This is a genomic window from Streptomyces sp. UNOB3_S3 (assembly GCF_020740895.1).
In the GTDB taxonomy this organism is placed as follows: domain Bacteria; phylum Actinomycetota; class Actinomycetes; order Streptomycetales; family Streptomycetaceae; genus Streptomyces.
In genome coordinates this window covers 1-15852 of record NZ_JAILXP010000024.1, presented here as the reverse complement: position 1 = coordinate 15852, position 15852 = coordinate 1, and the positions used below count along the sequence as shown (strand labels likewise).

Below are 15852 nucleotides of genomic sequence, written 5' to 3'. Positions count from 1 at the left end.
TTGTGGGCAATCGTCCCAGTAAGGACGGAGGGCGGGCGCGGACGGTTCCCGCCGTCCGCGCCCGCCCTCCGTTCCACGAGTGGGTCAGTCGTTCTTTTCCCGCTTTTCCGGCTCCGGCTCCGGCTCCGGCTCCGGCTCGATCTTCCTGCCGCCGATCACGTCGGGGCCCGGTGCCCGCTCCAGCTCGTGGCTGAGCTGGTCCAGCTCGCTGCCGCCCGCCATCTGCCGGGTGAGCTCGTCGAGGGCGATCCCGGACTTCGGGTGGCTGCCGGCCATGGCGCCTCGCTTGAGGAGGACGAAGCGGTCGCCGACCAGGTAGGCGTGGTGGGGGTTGTGCGTGATCAAGACCACGCCGAGGCCGGCGTCCCGGGCGGCCGCGACGTACTTGAGGACGACGCCGGACTGCTTGACGCCGAGCGCCGCGGTGGGCTCGTCGAGGACGAGGACCTTCGCGCCGAAGTACACGGCGCGGGCGATGGCCACGCACTGGCGCTCGCCGCCGGAGAGGGTACCGATCGGCTGGTCGACGTCGCGCAGGTCGATGCCCATGCGGAGCAGCTCGGCGCGGGTGGTCTCGCGCATCTTCCGCACGTCGAGGCGCTTGAAGGGGCCCGCGCCCGTCGTCGGCTCGGAGCCGAGGAAGAAGTTCCGCCAGACCGGCATCAGGGGGACGACGGCGAGGTCCTGGTAGACGGTGGCGATGCCGCGGTCGAGGGCCTCGCGGGGGGAGGCGAGCCGTGTCTCCTCGCCCTCGATCTCGAAGGTGCCCGCGTCGTGCTGGTGGAGGCCCGCGATGATCTTGATGAGGGTCGACTTGCCGGCGCCGTTGTCGCCGAGGACGCAGGTGATCTCGCCGGGGTGGACCTCCAGGGAGACGCCCTCGAGCGCGCGGATGTTGCCGTAGAACTTGCTCACGTCCGTGAGCTTGACGAGTGCGGTCACTTGCTCGCCTCCGCGCGCTTGCGGACCCATGCGTTGAGCAGGGTCGCGAGGAGCAGCATCGCGCCGAGGAAGAACTTGAACCAGTCCGGGTTCCACTGCGCGTACACGATGCCCTTGCTGGTCATGCCGAAGATGAAGGCGCCGACCGCCGAGCCGATGGCGGAGCCGTAGCCGCCGGTCATCAGGCAGCCGCCGATGACGGCCGCGATGATGTAGAGGAGCTCGTTGCCGACGCCCTCGCCGGACTGCACGACCTTGTAGGACATCAGGAGGTGCTGGCCGGAGACCCAGGCGCAGAAGGCGACGCCCATGTACAGACCGATCTTGGTCTTGTTGACGGGGACGCCGACCGCGCGGGCCGCGTCCGCGCCGCCGCCGACGGCGAAGATCCAGTTGCCCGCGCGGGTGCGGAGCAGGATCCAGGTGGCCAGGGCCACGAGGCCGAGCCACCACAGGATGGTGACCTGCAGGTCGACGCCGCCGATGGTGAGGTGGGAGGCGAAGACCGCGCGGGCGGAGTCGAAGCCCTCCATGTCACCGATGGTCTTGGTGGAGACCGTGCCGTCGATGAGCTTGGTGAAGCCGAGGTTGATGCCCGTGAGCATCAGGAACGTGGCCAGCGTGATGATGAAGCTGGGCAGCTTGGTACGGGTGAATACGAAGCCGTTGAAGAAGCCGATGGCCAGGGTGGTCAGCAGGGAGACCCCGACGCCCACCCAGACGTTCGCCGTCATCTGGTAGCTGAACATCGACGAGACGAGGGCCGAGGTCGTGACCATCACGCCCGCCGACAGGTCGAACTCGCCGCCGATCATCAGCAGGGCGACGGGGACGGCCATGATGCCGATCGTCGAGGCCGCGTACAGCACGGTCGAGAGGCTGGACGCCCGCAGGAAGCTGTCGGCGACGAACGAGAAGAAGACGAAGACCGCCGCCGCGCCCACGACGGAGCCGAGCTCGGGGCGGCCGAGCATCCGGCGCACCATGCCGCGGTGGACGAGCCGCTCGTCGGCCTGTGCGGTTGCGGCTGTGCTCATCGGGTGCCCCGCTTCGCGTATTCGGCCAGGGTCTTCGCGTCGTCCTTGGTCACGATCTGCGGGCCGGTGAGGACCGGCCGCCCGCCGCCGAGCATGTCGCGGTTGTACCGGTAGAGCCACAGCAGGTCGACGGCCTCGTAGCCCTGGAGGTACGGGTCCTGGTCGACGGCGAAGCCGAGCGTGCCGTCCTGGAGGTCCTGGGCGACGTCGGCGTTGAGGTCGAAGGTGTCGACCTCGGCCTTGCTGCCGGCCTGCCGGGCGGCCTTGACGGCGGTGGGGGCGAAGGGGGCACCGAGGGTGACGACGGTGTCGATGTCCTTGTCGGACTGCAGCTTGGCCTCAATGGAGGACTGGACGCCGGGCATGTTGGTGCCCTCGACGTAGAGGTTCTGCACGTCGCCCTTGAAGGTCTTCTTCACGCCTTCACAGCGCTGCTCGTGGCCGACGTTGCCCTGCTCGTGCAGGACGCAGACGGCCTTCTTCCGGCCGCGCTTGTTGAGCTGCTCGCCGACGGCCTCGCCGGCGATGACCTCGTCCTGGCCGATGTGGGTGAGCGCGCCGAAGTCCTTGGACTGGGCGGAACCCGAGTTCACCGTGATCACCGGGATGCCGGCCTTCACCGCCTTGGCCACGACGTCCTTCATGGCGTCGGGCTTGGCGAGGGTGACGATCAGGCCGTCGACCTTCTGGTCGATCATGGCCTGGACGCTCTGCGCCTGCTTGTTGCCCTCGGCGTCATGGGCGTAGAGGAAGTTGATGTTGTCCTTGACGGCCGCCTGCTTGGCGCCCTTCTGGACGATGTCCCAGAAGGCGTCGCCATCGCCCGAGTGGGTGACCATTGCGAAGGTCCACCGGGGGGTGTCGACGGCGGCACGCCCCTGGGCGGCCTTGGCGGCCCGCTCCTCGGCGCGCTTGCCTCCCGTGCTGCTGCATCCCGCGAGTGTGGCGCCGAGTACCGCTGCCAGCACGGCGCTCACCGCGCGTACGCCTGTCCGAACCCTTGCCACGAGGACTTGCCCTTCTCACTGTCTGTCACGTGCGGCCGGACCCTGATCCCGCGGGCCCAACCGCCCAAGTATCCGTCACCATCCGTCACCGCTGTCGGCGGGGGCGCCGGGGCTGGTCTTTGTGGGTGGAGTTCTAGTGGCGTAAGCCACACCACGTCAAGACTTTGTCAGAACATTCTTACGACATGACAGGTGGGCGGGGTCGCTGACAGGGCCGGAGCCGCGCCAGGACCGCGGCTAGGACCGCGCCAGGAGCTGGAAGTCGAACGCGTAGCGTGACGCCCGGTAGAGGTGGGAGGCGAACTCGACCGCGCGGCCGGTGTCGTCGAACGTCGTCCGCTCCATCGTCAGCAGCGGCGCCCCCTCCGGCTCGGCCAGCAGCTCACCCTCGGCGAGGGTGGCGGCGCGCGCCCCGACGGTCTGCCGGGCGCTGTGGAGGGTGATGCCGGCCATGCGCATCAGCCGGTAGAGCCCGGTGCGCTCCAGCGCCTCGTCGTCGAGGTCGAGCAGCCCGACGGGCAGGTGGTTGCGCAGGGCGGCCATGGGCTCGCCGTGCGCCAGGCGCAGCCGCTCCACCAGGACGACGTCGGCGCCCTCGGCGACGCCGAGGGCGGCGGCGACCCGGGCGGTGGCGGGCTCGACAACGCGGCGCAGCACCCGGGTGGCGGGCTTCTGGCCGGCCTCCTCGAGGTCGTCGTAGAGGCTGCTGAGCTCCAGGGGGCGCTTGACCTGGCTGTGGACGACCTGGGTGCCCACGCCCCGGCGGCGGACGAGCAGGCCCTTGTCGACGAGCGACTGGATGGCCTGGCGGACGGTGGGCCGGGACAGGCCCAGCCGTCCCGCGAGCTCGATCTCATTGCCGAGCAGGCTGCCGGGGGCGAGCTCGCCCCGCTCGATGGCGGCCTCCAGCTGCTGGGAGAGCTGGAAGTAGAGCGGGACCGGGCTGCCGCGGTCGAGGGTGAACTGGAGGGGTTGGTGCGTGGCCACGGGGGGAGCGTAGCTGTGTGGACTGATGACCGGTAGTCCGGAGGTCTTTATGTCCGGACATCCGGACCTCCGGACCGGGGTGGTCCGGTCCACCGCGCGCCGGTGGGGGCTGATCGCGCAGTTCCCCGCGCCCCGTAAGGGGCACAGCCCCTTTCAGAAGCGCACCGGCAGGTGGTGCGGCCCCCGCATCAGGAGGCCCTCGCGCCAGGTGAGTGCGTCGGGGTGGCTGTCGAGGGCGAGGTCGGGGCAGCGCTCCAGCAGGGAGCGGATGGCGATCCTCGCCTCCAGGCGGGCCAGGGGCGCGCCCACGCAGTAGTGGATGCCGTGGCCGAAGGCGACGTGGCCGCGGGCGTCGCGGTGGATGTCGAAGCGGCCGGCATCCTCGAAGCGGGCCGGGTCGCGGTCGGCGTCGGACAGGGCGGCCAGGACGAGCTCGCCGCCGCCGGGTATGACGGTGCCGCCGATGTCCAGGGGCTCGGTGGTGAAGCGGAAGGTGGAGGTCTCGACGGGGCCGTCGTAGCGCAGCATCTCCTCGACGGCGCCTTCGAGGAGACCGAAGTCGGCGCGCAGGTCGGCGAGCTGGCCGGGGTGGCTCAGCAGGGCGAGGACGCCGTTGGAGATGAGGTTGACGGTGGTCTCGTGGCCGGCGACCAGCAGGATCCAGGCCATGCCGAGGAGCTCCTCGAAGGAGAGCCGGTCGCCGTCCTCGTCGGTGGTGCGGATCAGGGCGCTGAGCAGGTCGTCGCCGGGCTTCTCGCGTTTGGCGGCGACGAGTTCCGTCAGATAGACGCCGACCTCCTGGGCGGCCTTGAGCTTGGCCTGGGGCGGCTCGGCGCCGATGGTGGTGTTCGACCAGCGGCGGAAGGCCGCCCGGTCGAGGTCGGGCACGCCGATCAGCTCGCATATGACGCTCATGGGCAGCGGGAAGGACAGGGCCTCGACAAGGTCGGCGCGGCGGTCCGGGGCGGCCAGCATGGCATCGAGGAGCTCGTCGGTGAGCTGCTGGACGCGGGGGGCCAGGGCCTCGACGCGGCGCGCGGTGAACTCCTTGGCGACCAGCTTCCGCAGCCGGGTGTGGTTCGGCTGGTCGGCGATGAGCATGTGCGGGCCGGCGGCGACGGGTGGCAGGGGCATGTCGGGGGCGGCGTTCCGCCAGTCCTTGGAGAGCGTGGGGTCGTTGAGGGCGGCGCGCACCTCGTCGTAGCCGACGACGAGCCAGCAGACCGCCCCCTCCGGCATCCGCACCCGGTGGACGGGGCCCCGCTCGCGCAGGGCCGCGTAGACGCGGTAGGGGTCCCGGGCCAGTTCCGCGCCCATCGCCGCCAGATCGATCGTCCCGTCCCGCTCTTCGGCCACTGCGGTCATTGCGCTGCCCCCGGTGCGTCGGAATGTTGTTCGACGCATTCACCCTACGCGCGGGTAGGAGTGGCCGCCATGGTCCGCGGGGAGATGCCCGGCACACCGTCAAGCGCGCGGCGTACAGGGGAGGTTGGCCTCGCGATCGAGGGGCGCGCGTGACGGTGCGTCACCAGTGTCGGCCCTCGGGGATCTCCGTCAGGTGGGGGTCCGACAGGTGGAGCACCTCGTAGCGCTCGGCGCGCTCGTCCTCGCTTGAGGGAACGGAGTGCTCCCACAGCGTGAAGCGCAGCAGCTGCCAGTGGCGGGGGTCGAAGGCCAGCGCGGTGGTGTGCACCCCAGGGCGGGCGGCGAGCCCGTCCAGCTCGCCGAGCGCGTCCGCCACCACGGTCGCGGTGTCGGCCCCGGCGGGCATCGGGGTGAGCAGCCGGGAGGCCGCACGCGGCACGGCGGACCGGGCCGGGCCCGCGTGGCAGGCGACGCCGGTCCAGTGGTGGACGGCCGGGCGGCCGAAGGAGGCGACGATGCCCTGGAATCCCCCGCCACCGACCAGGAACTCACCCATCGCGCCGACGCCGTCCCACAGGTAGAAGGGGGCGTACTGGTTGACCGGCGAGCCGTCGACTCCGCGTTCCCGGATGACGTAGGCCTTCAGGCCCAGCCCGGCGCGGTCGTCGAGGACGTGAGCCCGGGCCGCCACCCGCTGCCGGATGACGGTCATGTCGTAGTCGGCGGGCAGGGTGATCTCGTACTGCATGGCGTACATGGCGTCTGTTCTCCTTCGTCGGGTCAACGCTCTGCCGGGTCAGCGCCCGGTGGTGTGCGCGGCGAGCAGCCCCAGGACTCCGTCGACGGCCCGCCGGAAGGGCTCCTCGGATCCGGCGGCGCGGGCGAGGACGTAGCCGCCCTGGAGTACGGCCACCACGGTCGAGGCCGTGTCGGCGGGGTCGAGCGCGGCGTCCAGCTCGCCCCGGTCCCGGCCCTCGGCCAGCACGCCGGCGATCCGGGCCCGCAGCCAGGCGAAGGTCTCGTCGACCGGCGCGCGCAGCACGGGGTCGGCCATGACGTCGGGGTCCTGGGTGAGCCGGCCGATGGGGCAGCCCTTGAGGACCTCCCGCTCGCGCCGCAGGTACGCCGTGACGCGCTCGACGGCCGTGCCGGGCGCGGCGAACCGCTCCTCGGCGGCGGCCCGGAGCTCCTCGGCGGTGCGCCGGATCGCGGCGAGGGCGAGGTCCGGCTTGCCGGAGAAGTGGTGGTACATACTGCCCTGCCCGGCGCCCGCGCGCTGCTGGATCGCCTTGGGGCTCGTACCGACGTAGCCGCGCTCCCACAGGAGTTCACGGGTGCTCTCGATGAGGCGTTCCGGGGTGCTCATGATCCGAGTGTACATACCAGTAGGTACAAACGATCTTCGTGTGTGATCCAGGAACGCCGGAGCCCCGTCACCGCGCACCGGTGACGGGGCTCCTTCACGGACGGAAGGTGTCAGCAGGAGAAGTCGACGAGGTCGAAGCTCCGGTAGTGGTCGGCCGTGTAGTAGTCCTCGTGCGGGCGCTTGCCGGCGATGACACGGCGGGCGCCGCGGTCCGGGGAGCCCGGGGTGATGACGGTGTACTCGTGGTAGTAGCCGCTCGTCTGCTTGGGGAGGATGCCCTCGCGGTTGGAGAAGACGATGCCGTCCCGCGGGTAGGGGAAGGGGCCGCCCTGGTCGATCAGCCGGATGGTGTCGTGGGCCTGGGAGGGGAGCTCCGAGTAACAGATGTCGCCGACGGACTTCACGGCCACCACCGAGGGGGCCACCGACGGGGCGGCGACGGCGGGGGCGCCGAAGAGGAGGGTGGTGGCGACGGCGGCGAGGGCGCCGAGGCGCACGAGACGATGGGGGGTTGTCATGAACATCAGGATGGCCGACCGGCCGCATGGCATGTCAATGCCAATTCCCTGATGTTTCCTTGACGTTCATCACGTTGACCGGGGAGATCGTCTGTGCCCGGCGGCCTTGCCTCTGAGGCAAAAGTTTTGCCCCATGGGTAATAGCGGGGCTATACCGGACCCATGAGTCCGCTGCCCGAACCGCACCTCTCCCCCGCCCCGGAGACCCCGGACACCTTGGGCGAGGTGGCCGAGCTGCCCGCCGTGGCCCCGCGACTGCGCGCGCTGCGCAGACGGAGCGGGCTGACCCTGGAGGCCGCCGCGGCCCGGGTGGGCCTGTCGCCCGCGCATCTGTCCCGGCTGGAGACCGGACGGCGGACGCCGTCCCTCCCCATGCTGCTCGCGCTGGCACGGACCTACGGTACGACCGTATCCGACCTGCTGGGCGAGGTGCCCGCCGAGCTCGACCCGATCGTCCGCGCGGACCGCATGGAACCGCAGGAGGCGGGCGGCTGGACCTACTGGCGGGCCGGCGGCTCCGGCCGCGCCATGCAGGCGCTGCGGCTGCACGTGCCGCAGGGCCGGGGCAGCCAGGAGGAGCTGGTGCGCGTCCACCCGGGCGAGGAGTGGCTCTACGTCACCCGGGGACGGCTCCGGCTGACGCTGGGCAACGTCACGCATCTGCTCGACCCCGGTGACGCCGCCCACTTCGACTCCCTCACCCCGCACCGCATCGTCGCCGACTCGCGCGGCGGGGTGGACCTGCTGTTCCTCCACACGCTGCTCCAGAGCGGCGCCGCCGAGCTGTGCCTCGGCGGCACGCGACCGACCCAGAGGGGAATCCGATGAGCGACAACGCGACGAACGCGACGGACGCGACGGACGCGAAGCAGTTCCACGAGGAGGACCGGGCGCCCATGGGCATGACGTTCCGGGTCTTCGTCTACCTGGTCGCCGTCCACTTCATCGTGGCGTTCTTCTTCCTCCTCTTCTATCTCGGCGGGGCGAAGTAGCCCGGCGGGGCGGGGTGGTCGTGGCTACCCTGGAGCCATGGCCCGTACAGCCCGGGAAGTCCTCGACGACGCGACGCGCGAGCTGGCACCGGAGGCGGGGGCGAACCGCCTCGTCCCCCTGATCGAGGCTGGCGAGGCGCCCCCGGCCGCCGTCGCCGCCTTCGCCCTGGAACAGCACCACGTCATCGCCTCCGACGCCCGCAGCTTCCTCCACCTGGCCGAGCGGGCCGCCCTGCTGCGGCAGCCCGCCGTCGCCGCCTTCTTCGACCACCTCGCCCAGGACGAGTCCCGGGCGCTGACCCGCCTCGGCCCGCTCGCGGCCGCCTGCGGGCTGGACGCGGCGGCGGTGACGGAGCACGAGCCGCGGGCCGGGTGCCAGGCGTATCCGGCGTACGCGGCCTGGCTGGCGCTGGGCGCCGAGCCGGTCGACGTGGTCGTGGCCCTGTGCGCCAACTTCGCGGCGTGGGGCGGCTACTGCGCCACGGTGGGCCGGGCCCTGCGCGAGCACTACGGCTTCGACGACGAGGCGTGCGGCTTCTTCGACCTCTTCGCCACGCCCGACCCCGAGGGCGCGGAGCGCGCGCTGGCCGCCGTGGGCACCGGTCTGGTGGACGGCCGGCTCACGGAACGGCTGGCGCACCGCTACGGTCGTCTCCTCCAGGACTATGAACTGATGTTCTGGGCTACGCTCACGGCATGCTGAACTACCGTTCCGCGCACGCCGACGAGTTGACCAAGGTCGACGCGCTCGACAACTCCTTCACCACCGACTCCGTCATCGTGGTCACCGCCTCGGACGACGGCTTCCGGCTGCGCACGGTGCGGGTGAGCCCCCCGCTGCGCAAGGTCTACCCGGACGACGAGGACGAGGACGACCGCCCCCGCGAGACCGTCGTCGCCCAGGACGGCGCGGAGCTGTGCGGCGCGATCACCTTCGCGTACGAGGAGTGGAACCGCAGGCTGTTCATCGCCGACGTCCGGGTCTCCCCCGGCCGCCGGGGGCAGGGCATAGGCGGCGGCCTGATGGACCGCGCGCTGGCGCGCGGCCGTGAACTGGGCGCCCGTACCGCCTGGCTGGAGGTGACGAGCGTCAACGCGCCCGCGATCCAGGCGTATCGCCGCATGGGGTTCACGGTGTGCGGGCTGGACACCACCCTCTACCGGGGGACGGCCTCGGAGGGCGAGACGGCGCTGTTCATGAGCCGCGCGCTGACCTGACCCCTAGGCGCCGGCCGTCAGATGGCGCGCGCCCTCCTCCGTCAGCGAGCCGTGCACACGCAGCCGCGCGATGCCCCCGTCGGGGAAGATGTCCACCCGGACGTGGGTGGCGACGGCGGGACGCTCCAGGACGAACCGGTGCACGGTGTCCGGCTCCAGCCGGGTCCGGGGCAGCAGTTCCCGCCATCCCGTGGTGTGGTCGGCCGGGTCGGCGCCGGTGGTGGCGTCCAGGACGGACAGGGCGGCCCACCCGGCCGCGTTGCCCTTGTAGCAGCCGGTGTCTATCTCCACGGCGCGGAGCGCCGCCCGGCCGGTCAGCCGGTAGCGCACCCAGTCGTGGCCGCGGTCGCGGCGGCGGCGGGTCTCCCAGCCGTCGTCCATCTTGCGGGAACGGCCCGGGTGGATGGCGTTCGCCGGGGACGAGTAGAAGCGGTCGGAGGCGTCCTCGGCGTGCCCGCCGTTCTCCAGCGCGGCGAGGTCGAAGGTACCCAGCGCCGCCAGCCAGGCGGGGTCGGGGGCGGCCTCGCCGTGGACTCTCAGCCGGGCTATGCCCCCGTCGGGGTACTGACTGAGCCTCAGGTGGGTGAAGCGTTCCCCGCCCCCGACGGCGAAGCCGTTGGCGGCGTGCCCGCCGACGGGGGTGCGGGGGACGAGGACCGTCCACTTCACGTCGCCGGCGAGCAGCTCGGCGGGGGACGGCGAGCCGGGCAGCGAGGCGCCCTCCAGGGCGACGGCCCGGGGGTGGTTGCCGCGGAAGTGGGCGGTGTCGACGACCACGCCCCGGACGACGCCGGGCACGCCGAGCCGGACGATCGCCCAGTCGTGGTCCTCGTCCGAGGGGTGGGGGTCGCCGGCCGCGGCGCCGCGCCGGCGGCGGGTCTCCCAGCCGTCCATGACCTTGCCCTTGTGGCCGAAGAGCGCGGGGTCGAAGTGCGGCGTCTCCGGCTTGATCAGGTTCTCGCGCTCGGCGAAGAACTCGTCGTTGGCGGCGATCACCGAGCCGCCCAGCCGGCGGTCGGCGAGGTCGGGGAGGCGGGTGAAGGGGAAGTCGGCGGTCCGGTAGTCGGCGTAGGGGTCGCCGCCGGGGTAGGGGGCGGCGCCGCCGGTGAAGGAGGGAATGGCGGGAAAGGAGGGAAGGCTGTCGGTCCGTGCACCGTTCGTGCTCATCAGCGCTCCAGGAGTCGGCCGGTGGGTGCGGTCAGGGGGGTGCCGTGATCGGCCGTCTTGCGGCCGCGCAGCCAGGTGGACCGGACGACGCCGTGGAGGGTCCGGCCCGCGTAGGCGGTGACGGGGTTGCGGTGGTGGAGTGCGGCCGGGTCGACGGTGAAGGTCTCGTCGGGGGCGAGGACCGCGAAGTCGGCGTCCCGGCCCGCCTCGATCGCGCCCTTGGCGGGCAGGCCCGCGAGGGCGGCGGGCGCGGTGGACATCCAGCGGGCCACGTCGGCGAGGGTGCGGCCGCGCCGCCGGGCCTCGGTCCAGACGGCGGACAGGCCCAGCTGGAGGGAGGAGATCCCGCCCCAGGCCTCTGCGAAGTCGGGGACCTTGAGGTCGGCCGTGCAGGGCGAGTGGTCGGAGACGACGCAGTCGATGACGCCGTCGGCCAGCCCGGCCCACAGGGCGTCCCGGTTGGCGGCCTCGCGGATCGGGGGACAGCACTTGAACTCGGTGGCCCCGTCCGGCACTTCCTCGGCGGTCAGGGTCAGGAAGTGCGGACAGGTCTCGGCGGTGATCCGTACGCCCTCGGCGCGGGCGGCGGCGATCAGGGGCAGCGCGCCGGCGGAGGACAGGTGCAGCACATGGACGCGCGTGCCCCGGCGGCGCGCGACGTCGACGAGCGCGGCGATCGCCTCGCGCTCGGCGGCGCGCGGGCGGGAGGCGAGGAAGCCGGCGTAGCGCGGTCCGCCGTACGCCGGTGCGGCGGCCAGCCGGTCCGGGTCCTCGGCGTGGACGATCAGCAGCGCGCCGAGCCCGGCGATCCGGGCCGCCACGGCGTCGAGGTCGTGGCGGCCCAGGTGCGGGAACTCGTCGACGCCGGACGGGGAGAGGAAGGCCTTGAAGCCGAGGACGCCCGCGTCGTGCAGGGGGCGCAGATCGGCGAGGTTGGTGGGCAGCGCCCCGCCCCAGAAGCCGACGTCGATGTGCGCCCGGTCGCGGGCCACGGCCTGTTTGGCGCGCAGGTGGGCCACGGTGGTGGTGGGCGGGAGGCTGTTGAGCGGCATGTCGACGAGCGTGGTGATCCCGCCGGCGGCGGCCGCCCGGGTGGCGGTCGCGAAGCCCTCCCACTCGGCCCGGCCCGGGTCGTTCACATGCACATGGGTGTCGACGAGACCGGGCAGGATGACGTCGTCGCCCAGTTCCTCGACGGGGGTTCCCGCGGGCGGCTCGGTCCCGTGGGGCAGGACCGCAGCGATCCGGCCGCCGGTCACGGCGACGGCGGCGGCGCGCATGCCCTCCGGGGTCACCACTCGTGTCGAACGCAGCAGCAGTTCCACCGTCCGCCCCTCGACGAATCGTCAACGATTTGTTGAACAGCGCTGCCCGCAGTCTTCAGCCGCCCCGCGACCCCGTCAAGACCCTTTTCGTTGTACGGAAGCATGATTTCACCTGGTAGAAACCGGCATGTGACAGGTGGGGTGGCCGGTAGGCTGCTGCCACCCATCCCGGAAGGAGCGCCGTGCCCCCGTCCGCCGAGCCCCGAACCGCCTCCGCCAGCGGCGGCGTCCAGTCCCTCGAGCGTGCATTCGACCTGCTGGAGCGGATGGCCGACGCCGGCGGCGAGGTCGGGCTGAGCGAACTGTCCACGAGCAGCGGGTTGCCGCTGCCCACCATCCACCGGCTGATGCGCACGCTGGTGGCCTGTGGATACGTCCGGCAGCAGCCCAACCGGCGCTACGCGCTGGGCCCCCGGCTGATCCGCCTCGGCGAGAGCTCCTCACGGCTGCTCGGCACCTGGGCCCGCCCGCACCTCGCGCGGCTGGTGGACGAGACCGGCGAGACGGCCAACATGGCGCTGCTCGACGGCGACGAGGTCGTCTACGTGGCCCAGGTGCCCTCGCGGCACTCGATGCGGATGTTCACCGAGGTCGGCCGACGGGTGCTGCCCCACTCCACGGGCGTGGGCAAGGCCCTGCTCGCCCAGGCCCCGGACGACGAGGTCCGCGCGCTGCTGGCCCGTACGGGCATGCCGGCCGCGACGGAGAAGACGATCACATCGCCGGAGGGCTTCCTGAAGGAGCTCGCCCGGGTGCGCGAGTCGGGCTTCGCGATGGACGACAACGAGCAGGAGATCGGCGTCCGCTGCCTCGCGGTGCCGGTGCCGGACTCCCCCACCTCGGCGGCCATCTCCGTCTCGGGCCCGGCGGGCCGCGTCACCGAGGCCGCGACGGAACGGATCGTGCCGCTGCTGCGGGAGGTCGCGGCGGAACTGTCGGCGACGCTGGCGGGGGCGACGGCGTCGGCATGACCGAAGGCGACGGCGTCGGTCCCCCTCTCCGGGGCCGGCGCCGGTCAGGCGCCCTCGCGGGGGCGCGGCAGCCCCTCCGGGACCTTCCCGGCGCCCGGAACGTCCGCGAACCGGTCGACCGCGGCCCGTACTTCACCGAGCGCCGGCCCCAGCGCGCTCACGGACCCGACCGCCCCCGCCACCAGCAGCAGCGAGCTCCGCAGCCGGGAGACGTCCGGGTGTCCCGTGCGCGCCATCGCGTCCAGCGCGGCCAGCTCGTCCTCCGCGGCGTCCCGGTCGGGTAAAGGCGCGGGGTGCCCGGCCAGCGCCCGGCGCAGCCGGGACACCGCGACGCCCAGCTCACCGGCTCTCGGGTCCGGATCCTCACCGGATCGCCCCGTACGCTCCTCTTCCACCACCACGGCGCCTTCCGCCACGACTGTCCCCCTCCCGCACGCCCGCCCGCGCGGATCAGTTAACGCCACTTCACGTGTGACGCGCCACACTCACAGCGAAATTCAGGCCGCGCGTTCACGTACGAGTGACGAACTCCCGTACGGCGTACATGCGGTCGCTCATACGGTATGCAGGGGCCATGACGTGGAGGGCGGACGAGGGCACTGATCCCGTGCCGTCCGTCGCGGGGCTGCTGCTGGCGGCCGGCGGCGGGCGACGGCTCGGCGGGCGGCCCAAGGCGCTGCTGGAGTTCCGGGGCGGCCCGCTGGTGGAGCACGCGGCGCGGGTGCTGCGCGAGGGCGGCTGCGCCCCGGTGCGCGTGGTCGTGGGCGCCGGGGCGACGGAGGTACGGGCGCGGCTCACCGGCGCGGACGTCATCCTCGTGGAGAACCCCGACTGGCCCCGGGGCATGGGCACATCCCTGCGCGCCGGGCTGGCGTCACTGGCCGCCGCGACGGACCCGGCGGCGGTGCAGGCGGTGCTGGTGACGCTCGTCGACCAGCCGCGCGTCGGCGCCGCGGCGGTGGCGCGGGTGCTGGCCGCGCACCGGGCGGGGGCCCGGCTCGCGGCGGCGGCGTACGGGGGCGAGCGGGGGCACCCGGTGCTGCTCGCCCGGGAGCACTGGGCGGGCGCGGCCCGGGCGGCCGACGGGGACATGGGCGCGCGGGCCTACCTCCGGCGGCACGCGGCCGCCGTACGCCTGGTGGAGTGCGGCGACATCGCGGCACCGGACGACGTCGACACCCCGGACGATCTCGGGCTGTTGAACGACCCCCGGCTCCTGGACTGAGCGCTTCCGATGCACCATTGAGATTCCACGATGAGAAAACTATTCTCCACTTGCCGCTGTGACACCGCGTGCCACGACCACCGCGAACCGCCCATGAACCGCCCGCGCACCGCTCGCTGAAGGAGTGACAGCCCATGTCCGCGCCTGCTCCGTCCTCGCCGGCAGCCGTCGAAGCCCCGTACGTGGAGCGGCAGGAGGAGGTGCTCACCGCGCCGGCCCTCGCGTTCGTCGCGGAGCTGCACCGCCGGTTCGCCCCGCGCCGTGACGAGCTGCTGGCCCGCCGCGCCGAGCGGCGCGCGGAGCTGGCCCGCACCGGCCGGCTGGACTTCCTCCCGGAGACCGCCGCCGTCCGCGAGGACCCCGACTGGCGGGTGGCGCCCGCCCCCGCCGCGCTGGAGGACCGGCGCGTGGAGATCACCGGGCCCGCCGACGACCGCAAGATGACCATCAACGCCCTCAACTCCGGCGCCCGCGTCTGGCTCGCCGACATGGAGGACGCCTCCTCCCCCACCTGGCACAACGTCGTCCACGGCCAGCTCAACCTCATGGACGCCTACGCCCGCCGCATCGACTTCACCAGCCCCGAGGGCAGGACCTACGCCCTCCGCCCCGCCGAAGAGCTCGCCACCGTCGTGATGCGCCCCCGCGGCTGGCACCTCGACGAGCGCCACCTCACCGTCGACGGCCGCCCCGTCCCCGGCGCCCTCGCCGACTTCGGCCTGTACTTCTTCCACAACGCCCGGCGGCTGCTCGACCTCGGCAGGGGGCCGTACTTCTACCTCCCCAAGACCGAGTCGCACCTGGAGGCCCGGCTGTGGAACGACGTCTTCGTCTTCGCCCAGGAGCGGCTGGGCATCCCCCGGGGCACGATCCGCGCGACCGTCCTCATCGAGACCATCACCGCGGCCTATGAGATGGAGGAGATCCTCCACGAGCTGCGCGAGCACGCCTCCGGCCTCAACGCCGGCCGCTGGGACTACCTCTTCTCCCTCATCAAGAACTTCCGTGACGCGGGTGAGGCGTTCGTCCTCCCCGACCGCAACGCCGTCACCATGACGGCCCCGTTCATGCGCGCCTACACGGAACTGCTGGTGCGCACCTGCCACAAGCGCGGGGCGCACGCCATCGGGGGCATGGCCGCCTTCATCCCCTCCCGCCGGGACCCCGGGATCAACGAGGTCGCGCTGGAGAAGGTCCGGGCCGACAAGGACCGCGAGGCCGGCGACGGCTTCGACGGCTCCTGGGTCGCCCACCCCGACCTGGTCCCGGTCGCCCGCGCCTCCTTCGACGCCGTCCTGGGCGAGCGGCCCCATCAGAAGCACCGCCTGCGCGAGGACGTACGGGTCACCGCCGGCGAGCTCATCGCCGTCGGCTCCCTGGAGGCGAGGCCGACGGTCGCCGGGCTGCGCAACGCGGTGCAGGTGGGCATCCGTTACATCGAGGCGTGGCTGCGGGGGCTGGGCGCGGTGGCGATCTTCAACCTCATGGAGGACGCGGCCACGGCGGAGATCTCCCGTTCCCAGATCTGGCAGTGGACCGACGCGGGGGTCGTGCTCGACAACGGGGAGAAGGTGACGGCGGCGCTCGTCCGGGAGGTGGCGGCGGAGGAGCTGGCGGCCGCTCCGGAGGCATCGGGCATGTGGCAGCAGGCTCACGACCTGTTCCTGCGGGTAGCGCTCGGCGAGGAGTACGTGGAGTTCCTGACGCTGCCGGCGTACGAGCTGCTGGACTG

The 15852-nt window shown here is 72.6% G+C and carries 18 protein-coding genes; 7 read left to right on the top strand and 11 right to left on the bottom strand.

The window, feature by feature from the left end; translation table 11 throughout:
• Positions 1 to 84: 84 nt before the first annotated feature.
• The 8 genes from K6I33_RS04600 to K6I33_RS04565 all read right to left on the bottom strand — a co-directional run bounded on the left by K6I33_RS04600 (position 85) and on the right by K6I33_RS04565 (position 7222).
• Positions 85 to 972 carry an ATP-binding cassette domain-containing protein gene (locus tag K6I33_RS04600; protein WP_229348389.1) on the bottom strand — a complete coding sequence of 296 codons (888 nt, stop codon included), beginning with the start codon at positions 970 to 972 and terminating at the stop codon, positions 85 to 87.
• Positions 939 to 1979 carry an ABC transporter permease gene (locus K6I33_RS04595; protein ID WP_229348388.1) on the bottom strand — a complete coding sequence of 347 codons (1041 nt, stop codon included), beginning with the start codon at positions 1977 to 1979 and terminating at the stop codon, positions 939 to 941. The genes K6I33_RS04600 and K6I33_RS04595 overlap by 34 nt, the downstream gene beginning before the upstream one ends.
• Entirely contained in the window at positions 1976 to 2956 is a 981-nt protein-coding gene (locus K6I33_RS04590) for a sugar ABC transporter substrate-binding protein (RefSeq protein ID WP_229348387.1), read from the bottom strand. Before K6I33_RS04590 ends, K6I33_RS04595 begins: the two co-directional genes overlap by 4 nt.
• Positions 2957 to 3223: 267 nt before the next feature.
• Positions 3224 to 3973 (bottom strand): GntR family transcriptional regulator, encoded by a 750-nt coding sequence (locus K6I33_RS04585; RefSeq protein ID WP_229348386.1) that lies wholly within the window; start codon positions 3971 to 3973, stop codon positions 3224 to 3226.
• A 153-nt stretch (positions 3974 to 4126) separates the two neighbouring features.
• The gene (locus K6I33_RS04580; protein WP_275126628.1) at positions 4127 to 5338 is read right to left on the bottom strand and encodes a cytochrome P450; all 1212 of its coding nucleotides are present in this window, start codon (positions 5336 to 5338) and stop codon (positions 4127 to 4129) included.
• Positions 5339 to 5498: 160 nt separating this feature from the next.
• On the bottom strand, positions 5499 to 6095 hold the full coding sequence (locus K6I33_RS04575) for a DUF4865 family protein (protein ID WP_229348385.1): 597 nt from the start codon (positions 6093 to 6095) through the stop codon (positions 5499 to 5501).
• A 39-nt stretch (positions 6096 to 6134) separates the two neighbouring features.
• Positions 6135 to 6704, bottom strand: a complete 570-nt coding sequence (locus K6I33_RS04570) for a TetR/AcrR family transcriptional regulator (RefSeq protein WP_229348384.1) — start codon at positions 6702 to 6704, stop codon at positions 6135 to 6137.
• A gap of 110 nt (positions 6705 to 6814) precedes the next feature.
• Complete coding sequence (locus tag K6I33_RS04565; RefSeq protein ID WP_229348383.1) at positions 6815 to 7222, bottom strand: ribonuclease domain-containing protein; 408 nt, start codon at positions 7220 to 7222, stop codon at positions 6815 to 6817.
• Positions 7223 to 7384: 162 nt separating this feature from the next.
• Here K6I33_RS04565 and K6I33_RS04560 point away from each other — a divergent pair, with 162 nt between their 5' ends.
• From K6I33_RS04560 to K6I33_RS04545, 4 genes are read left to right on the top strand one after another with little or no spacing between them, the layout of a single operon-like run.
• On the top strand, positions 7385 to 8050 hold the full coding sequence (locus K6I33_RS04560; RefSeq protein WP_229348382.1) for a helix-turn-helix domain-containing protein: 666 nt from the start codon (positions 7385 to 7387) through the stop codon (positions 8048 to 8050).
• Positions 8047 to 8214, top strand: coding sequence for a DUF6126 family protein (locus tag K6I33_RS04555; RefSeq protein WP_229348381.1), 168 nt, complete (start codon positions 8047 to 8049; stop codon positions 8212 to 8214). Before K6I33_RS04560 ends, K6I33_RS04555 begins: the two co-directional genes overlap by 4 nt.
• 37 nt (positions 8215 to 8251) lie before the next feature.
• On the top strand, positions 8252 to 8917 hold the full coding sequence (locus tag K6I33_RS04550) for a transcriptional regulator (RefSeq protein WP_229348380.1): 666 nt from the start codon (positions 8252 to 8254) through the stop codon (positions 8915 to 8917).
• Positions 8911 to 9432 (top strand): N-acetyltransferase, encoded by a 522-nt coding sequence (locus tag K6I33_RS04545; RefSeq protein WP_229348379.1) that lies wholly within the window; start codon positions 8911 to 8913, stop codon positions 9430 to 9432. The genes K6I33_RS04550 and K6I33_RS04545 overlap by 7 nt, the downstream gene beginning before the upstream one ends.
• Positions 9433 to 9435: 3 nt before the next feature.
• Here K6I33_RS04545 and alc read toward each other — a convergent pair whose 3' ends face one another.
• Together alc and allB are read right to left on the bottom strand one after the other, a co-directional pair.
• Positions 9436 to 10599 (bottom strand): allantoicase, encoded by a 1164-nt coding sequence (gene alc, locus K6I33_RS04540; RefSeq protein WP_229348378.1) that lies wholly within the window; start codon positions 10597 to 10599, stop codon positions 9436 to 9438.
• Positions 10599 to 11879: an allantoinase AllB gene (gene allB, locus K6I33_RS04535; RefSeq protein WP_229348406.1), complete on the bottom strand. Its 1281-nt coding sequence runs from the start codon at positions 11877 to 11879 to the stop codon at positions 10599 to 10601. Before allB ends, alc begins: the two co-directional genes overlap by 1 nt.
• Positions 11880 to 12106: 227 nt before the next feature.
• Here allB and K6I33_RS04530 point away from each other — a divergent pair, with 227 nt between their 5' ends.
• Entirely contained in the window at positions 12107 to 12895 is a 789-nt protein-coding gene (locus K6I33_RS04530) for an IclR family transcriptional regulator (RefSeq protein ID WP_229348377.1), read from the top strand.
• Between the two features lie 44 nt (positions 12896 to 12939).
• Here the strand turns inward: K6I33_RS04530 and K6I33_RS04525 are convergent, their stop codons facing one another.
• Positions 12940 to 13311, bottom strand: a complete 372-nt coding sequence (locus tag K6I33_RS04525; RefSeq protein WP_229348376.1) for a DUF5955 family protein — start codon at positions 13309 to 13311, stop codon at positions 12940 to 12942.
• Positions 13312 to 13469: 158 nt separating this feature from the next.
• Between K6I33_RS04525 and K6I33_RS04520 the strand changes: the two genes are divergently transcribed.
• A complete protein-coding gene (locus tag K6I33_RS04520) occupies positions 13470 to 14120 on the top strand; it encodes an NTP transferase domain-containing protein (RefSeq protein ID WP_229348375.1) in 651 nt (216 codons plus the stop codon).
• A gap of 134 nt (positions 14121 to 14254) precedes the next feature.
• The coding region (gene aceB, locus K6I33_RS04515; protein ID WP_229348374.1) for a malate synthase A at positions 14255 to 15852 on the top strand (1598 nt) is incomplete at its 3' end.

Bases quoted from the DNA above. Each gene is read 5' to 3' on its own strand.
- K6I33_RS04545 (WP_229348379.1), top strand. From the start codon at position 8,911: ATGCTGAACTACCGTTCCGCGCACGCCGACGAGTTGACCAAGGTCGAC.
- K6I33_RS04570 (WP_229348384.1), bottom strand. From the start codon at position 6,704: ATGAGCACCCCGGAACGCCTCATCGAGAGCACCCGTGAACTCCTGTGG.
- K6I33_RS04550 (WP_229348380.1), top strand. From the start codon at position 8,252: ATGGCCCGTACAGCCCGGGAAGTCCTCGACGACGCGACGCGCGAGCTG.
- alc (WP_229348378.1), bottom strand. From the start codon at position 10,599: ATGAGCACGAACGGTGCACGGACCGACAGCCTTCCCTCCTTTCCCGCC.
- K6I33_RS04565 (WP_229348383.1), bottom strand. From the start codon at position 7,222: ATGACAACCCCCCATCGTCTCGTGCGCCTCGGCGCCCTCGCCGCCGTC.
- K6I33_RS04600 (WP_229348389.1), bottom strand. From the start codon at position 972: ATGGGTCCGCAAGCGCGCGGAGGCGAGCAAGTGACCGCACTCGTCAAG.
- K6I33_RS04575 (WP_229348385.1), bottom strand. From the start codon at position 6,095: ATGTACGCCATGCAGTACGAGATCACCCTGCCCGCCGACTACGACATG.
- allB (WP_229348406.1), bottom strand. From the start codon at position 11,879: ATGCGCGCCGCCGCCGTCGCCGTGACCGGCGGCCGGATCGCTGCGGTC.
- K6I33_RS04560 (WP_229348382.1), top strand. From the start codon at position 7,385: ATGAGTCCGCTGCCCGAACCGCACCTCTCCCCCGCCCCGGAGACCCCG.
- K6I33_RS04555 (WP_229348381.1), top strand. From the start codon at position 8,047: ATGAGCGACAACGCGACGAACGCGACGGACGCGACGGACGCGAAGCAG.
- K6I33_RS04580 (WP_275126628.1), bottom strand. From the start codon at position 5,338: ATGACCGCAGTGGCCGAAGAGCGGGACGGGACGATCGATCTGGCGGCG.
- K6I33_RS04595 (WP_229348388.1), bottom strand. From the start codon at position 1,979: ATGAGCACAGCCGCAACCGCACAGGCCGACGAGCGGCTCGTCCACCGC.
- K6I33_RS04520 (WP_229348375.1), top strand. From the start codon at position 13,470: ATGACGTGGAGGGCGGACGAGGGCACTGATCCCGTGCCGTCCGTCGCG.